Annotated in this window: 14 protein-coding genes; 4 read left to right on the plus strand and 10 right to left on the minus strand. The window is 38.1% G+C overall.

Annotated elements, in window-relative coordinates:
* Window positions 1-14 precede the first annotated feature (14 nt).
* Window positions 15-983 carry an MlaD family protein gene (locus JMN32_RS09080; RefSeq protein WP_202856007.1) on the minus strand — a complete coding sequence of 323 codons (969 nt, stop codon included), beginning with the start codon at window positions 981-983 and terminating at the stop codon, window positions 15-17.
* 10 nt (window positions 984-993) lie between these two features.
* A complete protein-coding gene (locus JMN32_RS09085; RefSeq protein ID WP_238354404.1) occupies window positions 994-1,818 on the minus strand; it encodes an N-acetylmuramoyl-L-alanine amidase family protein in 825 nt (274 codons plus the stop codon).
* Window positions 1,819-1,861: 43 nt separating this feature from the next.
* Here JMN32_RS09085 and JMN32_RS09090 point away from each other — a divergent pair, with 43 nt between their 5' ends.
* The gene (locus JMN32_RS09090) at window positions 1,862-4,600 is read left to right on the plus strand and encodes a putative LPS assembly protein LptD (protein WP_202856009.1); all 2,739 of its coding nucleotides are present in this window, start codon (window positions 1,862-1,864) and stop codon (window positions 4,598-4,600) included.
* Between the two features lie 106 nt (window positions 4,601-4,706).
* On the opposite strand, the gene lysS is transcribed toward JMN32_RS09090, so the two are convergent.
* Both lysS and JMN32_RS09100 read right to left on the minus strand, forming a co-directional pair.
* The gene (gene lysS, locus JMN32_RS09095; RefSeq protein ID WP_202856010.1) at window positions 4,707-6,440 is read right to left on the minus strand and encodes a lysine--tRNA ligase; all 1,734 of its coding nucleotides are present in this window, start codon (window positions 6,438-6,440) and stop codon (window positions 4,707-4,709) included.
* A gap of 127 nt (window positions 6,441-6,567) precedes the next feature.
* On the minus strand, window positions 6,568-7,746 hold the full coding sequence (locus tag JMN32_RS09100; protein WP_202856011.1) for a proline dehydrogenase family protein: 1,179 nt from the start codon (window positions 7,744-7,746) through the stop codon (window positions 6,568-6,570).
* A 184-nt stretch (window positions 7,747-7,930) separates the two neighbouring features.
* Here JMN32_RS09100 and JMN32_RS09105 point away from each other — a divergent pair, with 184 nt between their 5' ends.
* Window positions 7,931-9,004 carry a bifunctional 3-deoxy-7-phosphoheptulonate synthase/chorismate mutase type II gene (locus JMN32_RS09105; protein ID WP_202856012.1) on the plus strand — a complete coding sequence of 358 codons (1,074 nt, stop codon included), beginning with the start codon at window positions 7,931-7,933 and terminating at the stop codon, window positions 9,002-9,004.
* Window positions 9,001-10,038: a 3-dehydroquinate synthase gene (gene aroB, locus JMN32_RS09110; protein ID WP_202856013.1), complete on the plus strand. Its 1,038-nt coding sequence runs from the start codon at window positions 9,001-9,003 to the stop codon at window positions 10,036-10,038. Before JMN32_RS09105 ends, aroB begins: the two co-directional genes overlap by 4 nt.
* On the opposite strand, the gene JMN32_RS09115 is transcribed toward aroB, so the two are convergent.
* Window positions 10,035-10,214 (minus strand): YtxH domain-containing protein, encoded by a 180-nt coding sequence (locus JMN32_RS09115; RefSeq protein ID WP_202856014.1) that lies wholly within the window; start codon window positions 10,212-10,214, stop codon window positions 10,035-10,037. The two genes, aroB and JMN32_RS09115, sit on opposite strands and share 4 nt — an antisense overlap.
* 94 nt (window positions 10,215-10,308) lie before the next feature.
* Here JMN32_RS09115 and JMN32_RS09120 point away from each other — a divergent pair, with 94 nt between their 5' ends.
* A complete protein-coding gene (locus JMN32_RS09120; RefSeq protein WP_202856015.1) occupies window positions 10,309-11,541 on the plus strand; it encodes a 3-phosphoshikimate 1-carboxyvinyltransferase in 1,233 nt (410 codons plus the stop codon).
* On the opposite strand, the gene JMN32_RS09125 is transcribed toward JMN32_RS09120, so the two are convergent.
* The 5 genes from JMN32_RS09125 to JMN32_RS09145 form a co-directional block, all read right to left on the minus strand.
* Entirely contained in the window at window positions 11,530-12,315 is a 786-nt protein-coding gene (locus JMN32_RS09125) for an ABC transporter substrate-binding protein (RefSeq protein WP_202856016.1), read from the minus strand. The two genes, JMN32_RS09120 and JMN32_RS09125, sit on opposite strands and share 12 nt — an antisense overlap.
* Before the next feature lie 254 nt (window positions 12,316-12,569).
* On the minus strand, window positions 12,570-13,094 hold the full coding sequence (locus JMN32_RS09130; RefSeq protein WP_238354405.1) for a YfiR family protein: 525 nt from the start codon (window positions 13,092-13,094) through the stop codon (window positions 12,570-12,572).
* Window positions 13,095-13,315: 221 nt separating this feature from the next.
* Window positions 13,316-13,840, minus strand: a complete 525-nt coding sequence (locus JMN32_RS09135) for a YfiR family protein (protein WP_238354406.1) — start codon at window positions 13,838-13,840, stop codon at window positions 13,316-13,318.
* 209 nt (window positions 13,841-14,049) lie between these two features.
* Window positions 14,050-14,574, minus strand: a complete 525-nt coding sequence (locus JMN32_RS09140; RefSeq protein WP_238354407.1) for a YfiR family protein — start codon at window positions 14,572-14,574, stop codon at window positions 14,050-14,052.
* A gap of 81 nt (window positions 14,575-14,655) precedes the next feature.
* The gene (locus JMN32_RS09145; RefSeq protein ID WP_202856017.1) at window positions 14,656-15,726 is read right to left on the minus strand and encodes a M42 family metallopeptidase; all 1,071 of its coding nucleotides are present in this window, start codon (window positions 15,724-15,726) and stop codon (window positions 14,656-14,658) included.
* Window positions 15,727-15,734 lie beyond the last annotated feature (8 nt).

Raw genomic sequence — 15,734 nt, forward strand, 5'->3', positions numbered from 1 at the left:
GTCCTTTGAAACACTTAGTTTTCCTTTTCTTCCTTTTTTGCGGCTTTTCTTCTGTCCTTGGCTATTTTCTTCTTACTCTTGCCAAGAGGAGAAAAAAAGTGTTTCGGCTGAGTGTCCATATGGATTAACAATTTATCCAGATTCTCAACTGCTTTATTAAGGTTAACATATAAGGAATCACTGTTAATCAATTTACCAAGGGTACCGTCATTATTAGAAAACCGCTCAATTGTCTGATTCAATTTAGCTAGTGTGGTATTAGCTTCTTTGATAGTCTTATTGAGCTCCAGACGTTTTAGGGAATCACTAAATACAGCCAGATTGTTTAGCATAGGTCGGCTGGATTTTAGTGTTATGTTGAGTTCCTTTCCTACCTGATCAAAGGTAGCCGTAATTTCATCAAGATTTTCCTTTGTACCTGCTATTGTGGAGTTTAGAAGTATGGGTGTCTTTTGAAAACCATCCATCATACGGTTAAGCTTATCACTATTACCGGTAAGGTTATCCAAAATTGTGTTGATCTTTTTTATAGTAACTTCGAGGCTGTTCGCAACTGGCTGAGCACTTTCTGCCAGTATATCAGCTATTCCCCTATCGAGCACCGCAATTATAGTATCTCCAGGCTGATGAGGGTCGGTAATATCACCCGTGCTTAGAAGAATGGATTTATTACCCAAAAAATCACCTGTAAGCGTTGCCATTGCCGAATCACCAAGAATAACATCACCGCTAAGATCAAGTTCAACAAGAATTTTGTTTTGTTCATTCTGAAGGAGTGAAATCCTGCTGACTCGCCCAACAACAAAACCATTTACAAATACGGGATTTGAAACATTAAGACCATCTACGTTTTCATAGATAGCATAGTACTTATCGTTTGAAGAGAAAAAATCTATGCCTTTAAGGTAATTAAATCCTAAATAAAGGATGGCAATGCTGAACACCATAAACAAGCCAACCTTGAATTCCTTTGATACCTTCACCTATTCGTTATTAGTTTAATGATTCTATATCGCTTTTGTAATCTCTGAATGCCCTGAAAATTCCAGAGGCTATATTTGCTTTAATTGATGAATTATTAAGTTCCTTTTCTTCTTTAGGATTTGTCAAATAACCTATTTCAACCAACACACTAGGCATGGCTGTCCTCCATAGCACCCAGAAACCAGCCTGCTTAACTCCTCTGCTCTTTCTACCTGCCCGTTTACCAAACTGATTTTCAATATTACTTGCTAGGTACAAACTATTTTCAATATATGCACTCTGAGTGAGAGAAAATAAGATATGTGATTCAGGAGAGTTCGGATCGAAACCTTCGTACTTTTCCTCATACCCTTCTTCATATAGAATTACTGAATTTTCGCGTTTAGCTACATCCAGATTGCCCTCTGATTTATGTGGTCCCATAACGTAAGTTTCAGTACCATAGATACTACTCTTACCTACTGCATTTACATGTATGGAGATGAATACATCCGCATGATTTTTATTAGCTATATGTGCTCTTTGTTCAAGTTCAACAAAATTGTCATCCTTTCTGGTATAGACAACCTTTACATCAGGCAGGTATTCCTTGATATATTTCCCCAGCTGCAGTGCTACATCGAGCGCTATGTCCTTTTCTTCGCTAAACTGACCGTGTGTTCCAGGGTCATGACCTCCATGGCCGGCATCTATAACAACAGTCTTTACCGTAAAATCTGATCGTCTATGCCCGCTTGAAGAAGTTAGCAAGGTTATTGCTAGGAGAAGGAATACAATGGCAATATTCTTCACAATCTTTCGCTTCTTAAAAGTTATTCCGATAACTTTACGCAAAATTGTAAATTTTTCTCTAAAACCGAAAAATACGTTATATAAATTGGAATCATGCGGCTTTTCGAAGTATAGTTTACTTTGTTTTTTTTGGTTTTTCATCTCTATAGGTTACGCTCAAAATCCTGAAAAAAATATAAATTCCAGTAAGGAACTACTAGGCAAACAAACCATAGCTGCTGATACTACCATTAACAGTGATAGCACTACAATAGTTACAGACTCTTCATCTACTGACTCTGCCATTACTCCACCGGCACCTGACAGTGATATTGAGACTACCATCAATTACTCTGCCAGAGATTCCATTAATTTTTCCGTGGATTCAAAGATCGTGAAGTTATACGGAGATGCCAAAATTGACTATGGTGCAATAAAGCTTGAAGCCAACCATATTGTAATAGATTACAACAAAAATACACTCACCGCTCATGGGCGAAAAGATTCATTAGGGAGAAAGGTCGGCTATCCTATATTTAAAAATGGGACCGAGGTTTATGAGACCAAAGACATTACCTACAACTTCAAAACAGGTAGAGCAAGAATAACCGAAGTAGTTACCCAACAGGGTGAAGGCTACCTACATGGTGAGACTGTATTTAAAAACTCTCGAAATGAACTTTTCAGTATAAACAACTCATACACCACCTGCGACCTGGCAGAGCCTCATTACCGAATAAGAGCCAAGAGAACGAAGGCCATCCCAGATGACAAGATTGTTTCAGGGCCATTCCACCTGGAAATCAACGATGTACCTACTCCTTTAGGTTTTTTCTTTGGTATGTTTCCCGCTAAAAACGAAGCTTCATCAGGCATAATAATACCAACATATGGTGAAGAAAGAAGAAGGGGCTTTTTTCTCAGAGGTGGAGGATACTTTTTTGACATTAACGAATATGTAAAGGCTACCCTGAGAGGTGACATCTACTCTAAAGGAGGACACGGTCTGGATCTGAATACCGTCTACAAAAAAAGATATTCCTATAATGGAAATTTCAATTTCACCTACACTAAACTCAAAGCTTCAGATAATATAGAAGACAAGAGTTCAAGCAATGACTACCGCCTTACCTGGAGCCATTCACCTGAATCTAAAGGAACAAGTAGGTTTTCAGCTTCAGTGAACGCCGCAACCTCCACCTACAACCAGAACAATTATCTGGGATTTGATGTTGATCAAAGCAATCAAAGGTTAAACAACTTTACCAGAAAGTTGAGCTCGAACATTTCCTACTCAAAAACATTCCAGGGCACACCTTTCTCTATGGGTCTAAGCATGCGCCACAACCAGGACGTATCCACAAGACAGGTAGACTTATTGTTACCTTCTTTAACCTTTAACATGGCTAACGTTTATCCATTTAGAGGAAAATCAGGAAGCTCAAATTCATGGATAGACAAGATAAATGTAAGATATACACTGGCCGGAACCAATGAAGTAACAAACAATCTGGGAAGAATAGGCTCCGATGCATCACAGGATAGTATTGCTCCTCTTAACTTTGACACTTTTGGCACTTTCCTGAAAAATTCTGAAAAGGGTTTTAAACATACCGTTCCCCTTAGCACATCTTTTAAGGTATTTAAGTATTTTACAGCAACTCCATCAATTAGCTATGAAGAAAAGTGGTACTTCGAAAAGCTACTTTGGGGGCTGGACCCTGACAATGTTAATAATGCAATTGTTATCGACACACTCAATGGCTTCAACAGGGTTTACTCCTACAGCCTTAGCACAGGGTTTAATACAAGGCTATATGGAACACATTTTTTCAAGAAAGGCCGTATAAAGGCCATAAGACATGTAATGAACCCAAGTTTATCATTCTCATACCGACCTGATTTCAGTGATGAGAAATATGGATATTTTGACCGGGTAGTAATTCAGGAAGGTGAGAGAGCAGGTGAGGAAATTGTTAAATCAAAGTATCAGGGCTTTGTTTATGGTGGCCCTTCCATAGGGGAAAGCGGAAGCATAGGACTTTCCATAAATAACACACTTGAAATGAAAGTGGACTCAAAAAAAGACACTGTGGATCAGGCTGTGAAAGTCCCCATACTCAACAACTTTGGACTGAGTACTTCTTATAATATCGTTGCTGATTCCTTCAAGCTATCCAATATTAGCCTAAGGGCGAACACTTCGGTCTTCAACAAAAAGCTCAACATCAATGTCAACGGAAGTATCAATCCATATGTGTGGATATTAGACAGTACGACAGTAAACTCTAGAGACCAGTCTACTATTTACTATCAACACCGCATTGATAGATATACCTGGAATAATGGACAGGGTATTGGTCAACTTTCCAGTGCATCCATTGCTTTGAGCACCAATTTAAGTGCAAGGGGAAGGGAAAAGGATGCAAAAACAACAGATAGAATTAATGACTCAGGTCTTAACGAGCAAGATAAGCAGTTCCTGCTCAATGACCCCAGCACATATGTTGACTTTAGCATACCATGGAATTTACGGGTTAACTACAGTTTAAACTATTCCAAGCAAGGCTTTAAGGATGCACTAATTACTCAGACCCTCAGGCTTTCCGGAGACTTTTCGTTAACCGATAAATGGAAAGTAACATTTAATACCGGATACGACTTTGAGAAAAAAGATGTAACACCAACTACCTTGGGGATTTCCAGAGATTTACATTGCTGGGAGATGAATCTTAACTGGACACCTTTTGGGGCATACACCAACTATAACTTCGTTATCAGGGTAAAATCGTCTTTACTACAAGACCTGAAGCTCAACAGAACCAGAAGTTTCTACGACAATTAACACTTCACTTTGAGCAAATGGGGCTTGACCTATTCATATAAATAACAAGCAAAAAAAGAGCAGCTTTATCACGAAAGCTGCTCTTCGAATATATAATATGCTGATTTTATTCTTCAGTCCAGCTCTTAACCTCTTCGATATCCGGATTTTTCACACCTTCCAACTTCATTTTCTTTCTCATGCCACAAACGTCATTAAAAAGCTTATTAGGGTTTGCTTCTTTCAGTTGCTTAATGGTTGAAATACCCAACTTCTGCATGATTGGAATCAACTCTTCTCTAACTCCTGCATTTTTATAATCCTCTGCAGTCGCCACTTCAACTTTCTTCTCAGGGCGTAACTGAGGAAAGAAAAGCACATCCTGAATTGAGTTTGAGTTAGTCATAATCATACTCAACCTGTCAATACCAACCCCTAGACCAGCCGTCGGCGGCATACCATATTCCAATGCGCGTAAGAAATCTTCATCGAGAGTCATAGCCTCTTCATCCCCTCGCTTACCCAGTTCTAACTGCTCTTCAAATCTCTTTCTCTGGTCTATTGGATCATTCAGCTCTGAGAATGCATTACATATTTCCTTACCATTAGCAATAGCCTCAAAACGCTCAACCAAACCTTCCTTAGAACGGTGCTTTTTAGCCAGAGGAGACATTTCTACCGGATAGTCAGTAATGAAAGTGGGTTGTATTAGCTGTCCTTCACACTTCTCACCAAAAATCTCGTCTATCAGCTTTCCTTTGCCCATGGTTTCATCTATGGGCACATCTAACTCTTTAGCTGTTTTCCTTAACTCAGCCTCATCCATTTCAGAAATATCAATACCAGTAAAGTGTTCGATGGCCTCAAACATGGTAAAGCGCTTCCATGGCCTCTTAAAGTCAAGCACATTCTCACCAACTTGTACTTTAGTAGTACCATGAAGATCCATTGCCACTTTCTCTATCATCTCCTCCACGAGATCCATCATCCAGTTGTAGTCTTTATAAGCAACATACAACTCAACCTGAGTAAACTCCGGATTATGAAACCTAGACATCCCCTCATTTCTGAAGTCTTTAGAAAACTCATAAACTCCGTCAAAACCTCCAACGATCAATCTCTTTAAATATAATTCATTCGCAATACGCAGGTATAAAGTCATATCAAGCGTATTATGGTGTGTTTTAAAAGGCTTTGCCGCAGCTCCTCCGTATAGTGGCTGAAGTATTGGTGTCTCAACTTCCAAATAGCCTCTGTCATTAAGATACTCTCTCATGGAGTTGACCAATTTAGTCCTTTTAACGAAAGCATCTTTTACATGTGAGTTGACAATTAAATCAACATAACGCTGTCTATACCTTAATTCAGGATCTGAAAACGCATCATGTTTCACAACATTTCCATCCTCATCTTTCGTTTCTTTTACTACAGGAAGTGGCTTCAAAGATTTTGACAACACCTTTAGCTCAGTAACATGAATAGATATTTCACCGGTCTGCGTAGTAAAAACGTATCCTTTCACTCCAATGATATCTCCAATATCAAGAAGTTTTTTAAACACTGTATTGTAGAGAGTTTTATCCTCCTCCGGACAGATATCATCTCTTCTAAGGTATATCTGGATACGGCCTGTAGAATCCTGAATTTCAGCAAAAGCAGCCGAACCCATGATCCTTCTACTCATTAAGCGACCTGCAATGGAAATATTCTTATAGTCAATCTTCTGCTTTTCATAGTTTTCATGAATTTCCTTGGCAGAAACATTAACATTATACAACTCTGACGGGTATGGATCTATACCCAACTCTTCCAGTTTTTTTCTGGCTTCTCGTCTTACGATTTCCTGTTCGCTTAACTGCATAGTATTATAATTACCTTTAAAACTTAATAAGGCGCAAAGATAGATGAAAGATATTAGAATTGGTATTGTTTTAACCAATAGCACTTTACTCCGCATAACAACGGAGTAAAGCAAAGTTTCCAGATTATTAGTTTTCTCTTCTCTTCAGTTCTTTTCTGATCAGAGACAATTCCCGGCTGCTTTGACCTGCCACAGAAGTATTTTCTTCCGCACGTCTGAACAAATAAGGCATTACAGAATTTATCGGACCGTAAGGAACATACTTAGCCACATTATATCCAGCCTTAGCCAAGTTGAAAGATATGTTGTCGCTCATTCCATAAAGTTGCGCAAAATAAACCCTCGGATCATCGTTGTTCATACTATGCTTCTCCATAAGCAGCGCCAGGTAATAGTTGCTATACTCGTTATGTGAACCACACACAAGGCTTACCCGTTGTTTGTTATCGATGCAAAAAGCTAACGCCTGATTAAACTGATTATCAGTAGCATCTTTAGTAGGCTGGATCGGGCTAGGGTATCCCATTTCTTCTGCTCTTTCACGTTCTTTCTCCATGTATGCTCCCCTTACTAGTTTTGCTCCTAAATAGTAGTTATTCATTGCTGCATAATGGAAGGCCTTACGAAGATTTTCGAGCATATTTACACGATACATCTGGTAGGTATTATAAACTATAGCTCTTTGTTGATTATATTTCTCCATCATCTCAGCTGCCAACTCATCTATAGGGTCCTGTATCCATGAATCTTCAGCATCAATTAGAATAGGTACACCTGACTCAAAGGCATATTTACAAACTTCATTTACTCGATTTCTAATTCGATCATATGCAGCTTTCTCCTTTTCAGTCAGCTCTTTCCCTTCTTGTATTTTCTGAAAAAGCGTAGAACTACCCAGTCCGGTAGGTTTGAAAACACAGAATGGTATATGCCTGGACTCCTTTGCCTTAGTGATTGTCTTAAGAATTTCTTCCTTAGTATTATTAAAACTATGCTCATTTTCCTCTCCTTCAACAGAGTAATCCAATATTGTACCTATTCGATAGGTAGCAAGCTCATTGATAGTATGCTGGCTGTCCTCTATGTTTTCTCCTCCGCAAAAATGCTCAAAAACCGTATTCTTTATTAGCCCTTTTATTGGAAGATGAAGTTTGAGTGCAAACTTTACTGAGCCTGTAGCCACCCTGGACACAAATGGGTTGTTCATTACAGAAAACATAAGATTAGCCTTTCTAAGTGCTTTGTTTGACTTGGCCTCAAATGCTACTGAGGTATCATCAAAAGAGATGTTGGACTTTAACTGCATAGGAGAATTAAATTTTCGGGTACAAAGATATAAATTAACCAATTCCGTCCTGTTTTTTTATTTTTTAAATATCTTTAAATCACCAAAAAAGCAACAGAATTTTGTGATTCTGACACCATTGCAAAGCAGGCTCCTCAAATCAAAATACAAGGTATAAAAATAAAAGGCTGTAAATCGAATAGGTATGAAAACAGGTGAATGGAAAAGCAGATTTCAAAAGCCATGGATCATTGCAGGACCATGCAGTGCCGAATCTGAAGAGCAATTGCTTAAAACAACAAAGGCAGTATCAGCTTTAGGGGTTGAGGTAATCCGAGCAGGTGTATGGAAACCCCGAACACGCCCTAACTCCTTTGAAGGAATTGGCCTTAAGGCTTTAGAATGGATCCAAAATATCAAAAAGGAGGTTAATGTCAAGTTCATTACGGAAGTTGCAAGTGCCCAACATGTAGAGCTTGCCCTGAAACATGACCTAGACATGGTATGGCTTGGTGCCAGAACGACGGTAAACCCTTTTACTGTACAGGAAATTGCCGATGCCCTTAAAGGAAGCTATCTCCCCGTACTCATAAAAAACCCTGTAAACCCGGATCTGGCATTGTGGATGGGTGCTATTGAAAGAATTGCAAATGCAGACCTCCATGAAATCGGAGCCATTCACCGTGGCTTCTCTTCTTTCAGAAAATCTAAGTATCGCAATGAACCGGTTTGGCAGATTCCTATTGAACTCAAGGCAAATTTCCCTCATATACCACTGATATGCGATCCAAGTCATATTGGAGGAAACAGAGATATGATTTATGACATTTCTCAAAAGGCATTGGACATGGGGTATGATGGCTTAATGATCGAAACTCACCCTGATCCTGACAATGCCTTAAGTGATTCAAAGCAACAGATAACACCCGAGCGGTTAGATGAAATAAAAGGAAAGCTAAAAATAAGGCAAACGACTTCCGATAATGTATTATTCAAAACTCGACTTGAGGAACTAAGAAACAAAATTGACAGTGTTGATCATGATCTTATTGAGACTTTATCAATTAGAATGAAACTCATAGAGCAAATAGGGGAATATAAAAAGAAAAACAATGTCACCATATTTCAGCTCGAAAGGTGGAATGAAATTATAAGAACTCGACCTCGGTGGGCAGAAGCTCTTGATTTACGAAAAGATTTTATCGAAGAAATTTACAAACAGATTCATTCTGAATCATTAAGAAACCAAACAGAAATACTGAATAAACAGAAACCGTGACTATAGACAATATCATTATAACCGGAAATGTGTCAGAAGTTCTCAATGACATTCTGAATAAAGAGAATTACAGTAAAATCGCTGTTTTAGTGGATGAGAATACACTAGCTCATTGTTACCCACTTATAAAAAGTAACCTGCCCCAGCATACACTTATACAGATCAAAAGTGGGGAAATAAACAAAACACTGAATACATGTACTCATGTATGGCAAGAACTAACAGATCAGAGTTTTGACAGGAAATCACTTTTCATCAATTTAGGTGGCGGTGTTATTGGAGATCTTGGCGGTTTTTGTGCAGGAACATATAAAAGGGGTATTGATTTCATCAATCTGCCTACTACATTATTATCTCAGGTTGACGCCAGCGTTGGAGGCAAATTAGGTATTGATTTTAATGGTTTCAAAAATCACATTGGCCTGTTTCAAGAACCTAAGAATGTTTTAATAGACTTGAATTTCCTTAAGACCTTGCCAGAACAGGAATTAAGATCTGGCTTTGCGGAGATCCTAAAACACCATTTAATCGCAGATCGCACTGGTTGGGAAGGCTTAAAGCACAAAACATTCGAGGCTATGGACTGGACAACTTCTGTACCACATTCTGTTCAAATAAAGCATAAAATCGTTACTGAAGATCCACATGAAAGTGGTTTGAGAAAAGCTTTAAATTTTGGCCATACCATAGGTCATGGCATAGAAAGCTATTTACTAAATAGCGGCAGGGCTATACTTCATGGAGAGGCCGTTGCTGCTGGTATCATTTGCGAAGCATATCTAAGCTATAAAAGAGAGCTTATAACAGAAGAAGAGCTAAATGACATTACACAATTTATTCAGAGCATTTATGAAAAAATAAATCTTTCTGACCTGGACAGAGAAGAGGTCTGCAACTACCTCATGCAAGACAAAAAAAATAGAGACAATAACATACTCGCCGTACTCCTTAACGGAATAGGTAGTGTAGTATGGGACCAGTCACTGGACAGACAAGAGTCACTAGACTCACTGGTATTTTATGACAAACTCTAAATATAAAACACCTCTGAATCGTCGTATTGTTCAGCAGTAAGATTGGTTTTTAGTTTTTCGTATTTACCGGAAATATATTGCCTGGTCTTTTTACCATTACGGCCGGTCGCGACCACGGCAACTGCAGCTCCTGCAGCTAGCCCAAGAGCTATAGCCAACTTTCTTCTTGTTATCATGCTTTAGGTTATTTTCAAGAACCACCACATAAAGCGTACCAATTTATGTTTTTAAACCATTTTCAATTAATATTGTCCTAAACAAATCCTGCTAATGTCAACTAACCATACACTTCATATAGAGAAAAAAAGCACTATTAACTCCACCGTTATAGAGCTTCCTGCATCAAAAAGCATTGCCAACAGAGCTTTGATATTAGACGCACTGGCAGGAGGAAAATCGCACCTAACTAACGTATCTGAAGCGCGGGATACAAAGACAATGCAAAGATTATTGGGATCAGATACCCCAATATGGGATGTTCTTGATGCCGGAACTACTATGAGATTTCTTACTGCATATGCTGCTGTTACTACTACAAAAACATTAACAGGAACCAAACGTATGCAGGAGCGCCCTATAAAAATATTAGCAGACGCTCTCAAAGAACTAGGTGCGAACATTGAATATTTGGCAAATGACGGGTATCCTCCAATGAAAGTCACTCCCATAAATCAACAGGTGACCAATAAAATAGCTATAAGAGGGGATGTCAGCAGTCAATATATCTCAGCGCTTATGATGATTGCAGCCTCTTTGCCGGAGGGACTTGAAATAGAATTAACTGGTCATATTGGAAGCAAACCCTATATAAATATGACCATGGCTGTGATGAAAGCTTTTGGCATAAAAGCTGAGTGGAATAACCACATCATTAAAATCCCTCATCAGCAATATCAAGCAACTGAATACCGAATAGAACCAGACTGGTCAGCTGCAAGCTACTGGTATGGCTTTGTAGCTTTGAGTGATAATGCTCATGTAATCCTCAAAGATTTAAAGGATGACTCTATTCAGGGAGACCGACAGATAGTTGATTATATGACCCAGCTTGGAGTAATGACAAACTTCACTACCGATGGGGCGCAGCTATCCAAGTGCGAGCATATAAATGAAGTAGCATTTAACTTCACTGACTGCCCTGATATGGCTCAAACTGTAGCCGTGATATGTGCAGCAAAAGGCATAACTTGCCAAATGACAGGTTTGGAAAGCCTGCGTATTAAGGAAACAGACCGCATTCTCGCGTTACAAAATGAGCTAGCCAAATTTGGTGCTAACTTAGAAGAAAAAGATAGTACATGGAAGGTAGTGCCAACTACTACAGAAACCACTAATGACCTGATTGAATTTGAAACTTATCACGATCATAGGATGGCTATGGCCTTTGCTCCATTAAGTACCATTGCTCCTGTAAATATCAAAGACCCCGAAGTTGTTAATAAATCATACCCGCGATTCTGGGAGGATATGAAAAAGGCTGGTTTTAGACTATCAGAGCTGTAGCTGGTTGAAATATTCCACAGCTCTCATTAAACGGCTACCATACCAGGAAAACATTTCACCATTCACAATCTTAACCTCTGCATCAGGGTAAATAGCCTGAACATTATTGATATGTTTTTGTTTAAAGGGGTAAGGTTCTGATGATAACAAAACAAGCTCTGGCTGTAATGATTCAATGTCCTTATGAGATAACTCCGGGTACCGGTCCAATTCATTAGCCAGGTTTTCTAGCCCCAACTTTCCCAGTATTTCATTGATAAAAGTATTACCTCCTGCTACCATGTATGGTTTTTGCCAGATAAAGTAAAGTACTTTCTTTGAGATTTGCTTTTTTATGCACTTAAAGCCATTTACAATCTTATCTCGTATTTCAATTGCCTTATTTTCGGTTTCGGTAAGGCAGCCAATAGCAACTATCATTTCAAGAGCATCTTCAAAGGTAACAATATCGCTCATCCATACAGGATACCTTTCTTTGAGTTCTTCAATACCCTCTTTATAATTTTCTTCTTTATTGCCAATTATCAGGTCTGGATTCAGATTCTTAATTTTATCAAAGTCAAACCTCTTGGTACCACCTACCTTTACTCTATCTTTCACCTTGGAAGAGGGGTAAATACAAAATTTAGTAACACCAACAACTTGTTGCTCTAAACCAAGGTCAAATAATAACTCTGTTTGTGAAGGAACTAAAGATATGATCCTGGGACTACGAGGCACTGTTACCTCGCAGCCCATTTGATCATAAGTCGTTTTCCAATTGACACCTTGCATAATGCAAAGATATCTGTTTAGATAGGAATATTAAAAAATACCATAAAAGACTCATTTATGGTGGTCCTATTAAAAAATCAGGCATCGCAAATGGTAAAGGACTGGCCTCTACCATAGTTAGTCAATCTCCTTTATTTCCACCTAGTTGTCTCCGACTTTCCAATAATATTAAACCTAACCACCGAACCTTTTGCGTTATTCGGTAAATGAAAACATCGAAAACTTTGAGACCGGCTACCGATACCCTGTTACTTTTAGATTAGAATGGCCATACTAGAAAGCTGACCTGATACTTTCAATCTTGAAGCTTCAATAGCTTTTTGATTAAGTTCAAACGCCAATTTGTCGTTGATTGTCCTGAAATTAATGCCACTTCCTCTTTCACCCAAACCTGCCTTATCTGTAATAAGCAGTGTAGACGAAGAGCCCAATTTAGACTTAATAGCATCAAACTCTCTACTACTTCCCTTGGCAACATACAGAATTTCGCAACTCGAAATGTCTGCCAATGAATTGAACTTCTTAACGGTAAACTTTTTGTTACCTCTAAGCTTACCTCCATACCAGCTATTCAAAGTGGTATAAACCTCATCATCACCAATTACTCCAATAACAAAAGCCTCTCCTCCGTTTGCCTCAGGCCACTGGATGTACTTGATGAAATTATAAATCATCATCGAGTGGATTTCATGAATAGGTCTTTCCTGTGCATGAGTTGGCAATACAATCACGACGGCTAAAAAGATTGGAAGTAAAACTTTAGTTGTAAACTTCATCATAAAATTAAATTGTTTCATTCCATCAATATCTTACAAATGTAATGCCAAAAGTTCACAAAAACAGAAACGCTCCAATTCATAAGAAAAAGAGCGTTTAATTCATTTAATCATACCTCACCGCTTAGTTCCACAATCCCAATCTGATATCCTTTTTGTCACAGTGGGAATATAAACGGCAAAATCAAGACTAATCAGCAAAAAATCTTACATATTTAAAATCATCAAATTAACTTTGCAATTGAAGTCAGCTGACTCGAAACTTTTAACTTAGCCGCATCAACGGCTGATTGATTCAGCTCAATTGAAAGCTTGTTTCCTTCAGTGACGAAATTAATACCACTGCCTTCTTTGCCCAGACCAGGTTTGTCAGTAATTAATAAGGTAGAAGCGCTACCAAGTTTGGCTTTAATTTCATCAAATTGTCTACTATTACTTTTTCCTATATATAGTATATGACATTTTTGAATTTCTGCTGGTGAACCAAACTTCTTGATAACAAATTTTTTATTTCCTCTCTCCTGCCCACCATACCATTGACTTAAGGTTTTATAAACATCGTCACTTCCTATAACTCCCACTACAAAATCCTGAGAAGGCTGATAACCGGGCCACTGGATATATTTTGTAAAGTTATAAATCATCATAGCATGAATTTCATGAATAGGACGGTTTTGCGAATATCCAAATAGCGGCACGAGTAATAATGCAAGTGCCATTGCACACGTAATAAATATTGATCTTTTCATACATTTAAAAAATTAAAGGGTCGCAAAATATATCTATCAAAACAATAAAAATGAATCAAAAAATAAGCTAAAAAATATCTATAAGGTAATCATTTTAAATGACATTCACTAACCTCGAATTTTATAGCACCTCTTTCCAATCCCAATTCAACCAAATAAAAAAGCCCAATAATCTCGATTATTGGGCTTTTTATAAGTATTGTAATTTTTCAAATCAAAATTGCCATAGAAGTTAGCTGGCCGGAAATTTTCAAATTTGACTTCTCAATAGCAGACTGATTTAATTCAAACTTCAATCTATTATCGACTACTTTAAAGTTTATGCAACTGCCTTTTGCTCCCAATCCACTCTTATTAGTAATGGTGAGAACAGACTGATTTTCCACTTTAGTTCTTATTTCATCAAACTGATTACTAGCAGAAGCACCTATGTACAAAAGTTGACAGCCACTAATCTCAGATGGAGAGTTTAACTTTTTAATTGTAAATGTTTTATCTCCCCTAGTTTTGTTACCATACCATGTATTGAGGGTTTTAAAAACCTCATCGTCACCCATCACTCCGATCACAAAATCACCAGTATTCTTCTCGCCAGGCCACTGAATATATTTTAGAAAATTGTATATCATCATAGAGTGTAGCTCATGCTCAGGCCTATCTTGAGCATAAGAACTAGAAGACAAAGACATCCCTATGATTAAAAATAAAACGCAGATGTTAAAAATCTTTCTCATTGATATTAGGGGCTTTATAATAAAACATGATTTACAAAGATAGTCAAAATCCTCATTTCCAAGACCTAACTGATCTATTTATCACTTAATATATCTAAAATCGTGCCCAGCTTGCAGTTTTAACAAGAAATGGTATATAAGTTTTATTACATTTTCAACATCATCTTTATGTGTAGTTTCAACTGTGGTATGCATATACTTTAACGGCAAGGATATCAAAGCAGAAGCCACGCCATCACTTGAATATGCGAAGGCATCAGTATCAGTACCAGTAGCTCTTGATGCTGCAGCTCTCTGGAAAGGTATTTTATTATCATTAGCAGCTTCGATCACCATTTTCAGTAAATTATTCTGCACAGCAGGTCCATAGGTAAGTACCGGTCCCTTACCTGCTTTTTGCAATCCACTCTCTATTTTAGAGTACATAGGAGACGATGTTTCATGACAAACATCCGTAACAATAGCTACATCAGGCTTTATTCTTTCAGCTATCATCTCTGCACCTCTCAGACCAACCTCTTCCTGAACAGCATTTACAATATAAAGCCCAAATGGCAGATCCTTTTTATCCTCTTTCAACCTTCTGACCACCTCAGCAATCATAAAACCACCAATCCTATTATCCAAGGCTCGCCCTACAAGGAACTTTTTATTTAATTCCATCAATTCATCGTCAAAGGTCATCACACAGCCGACATGCACACCTAGTCCCTCTACTTCTGCCTTACTTTGGCAACCTACATCCACAAAGATGTTCTTCATTGTCGGTTTCTCTTCATTCTCTTTATTCCTAACATGTATTGCTGGCCAACCAAAGACCCCCTTCACTATACCCTTCTCTGTATAAATATTAACTCGCTTGGAAGGAGCAATTTGATGGTCCGACCCACCATTCCTTGTCACGTAAATGTAACCTTCATCAGTTATATAATTCACAAACCATGAAATCTCATCAGCATGCGCTTCAATCACAACCTTATATTCGGCCTCGGGGTTAATCACTCCTACTACAGATCCATAAGTATCAGTGAAGTAACTGTCAATGTAAGGTTTGATATAATCTAACCATATTTTCTGTCCTGATGACTCAAAACCTGTAGGTGATGAGTTGTTCAAGTATTCTTCTAAAAAATTTTTACTCTTCTTATCCATTTTTCTAA

Source organism: Fulvivirga marina (genome assembly GCF_016775155.1).
GTDB lineage: Bacteria > Bacteroidota > Bacteroidia > Cytophagales > Cyclobacteriaceae > Fulvivirga > Fulvivirga marina.